The sequence below is a fragment of the Armatimonadota bacterium genome (genome assembly GCA_013359125.1).
Classification (GTDB): domain Bacteria; phylum Armatimonadota; class Fimbriimonadia; order Fimbriimonadales; family GBS-DC; genus JABWCR01.
This window is the reverse complement of record JABWCR010000047.1, coordinates 1-1,859: the sequence shown is the minus strand read 5'-3', so window position 1 is coordinate 1,859 and position 1,859 is coordinate 1. Positions and strand designations below refer to the sequence as shown.

Sequence of the window (1,859 nt, the reverse complement as noted above, 5' to 3'; positions counted from 1 at the left end):
GGCTGAAATCTTCGTTCGTTGCTCCCGCAAGTTCGGCGGGCGGCTCCGAAGGGGCTCGGTCAGCGATCAGCGAGTGAGAGGGCCGAGCGTCGACTGCCGTCAGCGGGGCCTTTTGGGGCGCTGCGAGAGCACCGACGTAGACGCCGCCTTGGGGATGGAACGCGCCGCCTAGACCGGGTTCCTGCCTTGCGCTGAGCCCCGCTGCCAGTCGGCAGGGCTGATGGAGCGGTCCTCGACCCCGCCCGTCAGCAGCGAGAGAGCAAGCTAGGCGACTCTATGAAGACGTTGTAACTACGCCAAGCGCGTTAGTGTCCGGCCTGAGCGCGCATCCAGCCGCCAACGCCGTTTTCGCCCGAAATCTATGATCAAGAACTCTCCGTCAAGCGTCGCGTCGACGATTACTTCGGTAAAGTTCGTCTCCCAGTCGGCCAGGCCATCAGACGAGAAGCACGCCAAGCCAACCTTGTAGTCAACGATCAACTTCGTCGCGTCAACAGCCAAGATGTTGGCAATCGGCCATGGCGCTATCCATCGCTCCTTGATTTGGAAGGTATTCTCGTCCACTATGATGATGTCTCGGTGCCATGCCGCCAAGAAACAACCGCCGATAGTTGCAAACCGCATGGTAGCGCGACCTGGAATCGGCGCATCGAACAGGATTTGAACACTCTTGCCGCTCAACAACCTCGCAGAAACAAGCGCAGAGGTAGCGACATCTCCGTCAATTGGCTCGACGCGGGCGACACGGTTTGTGCCGGGTGTTACACCGAACTGCACTTCGAGCGACCGTAGCGGCGTAAGAATTTCGATCGACCACGCTTGAACAGTGGGCGCACGACGCTTGGCTCGCGCCCGATCAGGCTTTGCCTGACTGTTTTCATCCAACCACTTGCAGAGCAGTTCGATGGTCAATGATGACTCTGTACCGAAGCAGTCGACAAATCGAGCGACTGCTGGCCTCAAGACGTTGATGAAGTCGATTACCGTTGGACAGAGCACAGCGAGACCGTCAAACGAAACTCTGATTCCTGATTTGCGAACTTCGAAAGCGAGGGGGCGAGGCATATAGATCTCCGCCTCGCCGCGCGTATCGCCCCTCTTCAAGGAGACGGCTATCTCTGTCAATGCCCAAAGCAACGTGCCGATATCGAAGCAGTTAAAGACAATCGATCGATTTGCTGAACTGAGGACGGCACATCCCAACGGATCCTGGGCGGTCGGCGGCTCCAGGTCCCAATCGAGGGCCCAGTCTATTCGAAAGTCGCTCATATCAATCATTGATGAACACAGTAACTAAACAATGGCCTTCCATGACGCTTGTGACCCTTACCTGCGTCGAACCAATCGTCAAGTTTGCTTGGTAGACAACGCGTCCATCAGCTTGGCGCCGCACAAAGTTGGCGCCCCTAGATCCCACATTGTAGCCTATATCAAGAACTTGATCAGGGGTTATCGAAGGATCGAGTCTAACGAACTGGTCGTAGTGTCTTTGTAGTATATGTTTAACCCTGTCTTTGCCGAGACCATACTTACTACTTAACTTCGAGTAAAGGTCTTTTTTTGCCGCGCGTGATAGATTCGAAAGCGCCTCAGAACCGGACTTGACTGCCTTGCCTGCTCTGCTGGCGGCACCCGCAAGCGGAAAGACCGATACTCCTTCAAGAATTCGGTCGCAGTCGGAGATCGGCCTGCCGCGACCGTCTCTGCCGTAGCCGGCCATCAGCAGCCCGGAGCCGGGAGCCGATTCCAGCACGAATCCTCCTATTTCGCCGGCAACATCGGCCTGAGCGAATCCCTTTGCGGCCAGATTGCCGTTGAACTCTCTTCGGCTGAAATCTTCGTTCGTTGCTCCCGCAAGT

At 56.5% G+C, this 1,859-nt stretch carries 2 protein-coding genes; both read right to left on the bottom strand.

Annotated features, from left to right (window positions below):
- Window positions 1-291: 291 nt before the first annotated feature.
- On the bottom strand, window positions 292-1,269 hold the full coding sequence (locus tag HUU60_12855; GenBank protein ID NUL83585.1) for a hypothetical protein: 978 nt from the start codon (window positions 1,267-1,269) through the stop codon (window positions 292-294).
- A 1-nt stretch (window position 1,270) separates the two neighbouring features.
- Window positions 1,271-1,859, bottom strand: a 589-nt coding sequence (locus HUU60_12850) for a hypothetical protein (GenBank protein ID NUL83584.1), incomplete at its 5' end; no start/stop codon positions are given.

Bases quoted from the DNA above. Each gene is read 5' to 3' on its own strand.
- HUU60_12855 (NUL83585.1), bottom strand. From the start codon at position 1,269: ATGAGCGACTTTCGAATAGACTGGGCCCTCGATTGGGACCTGGAGCCG.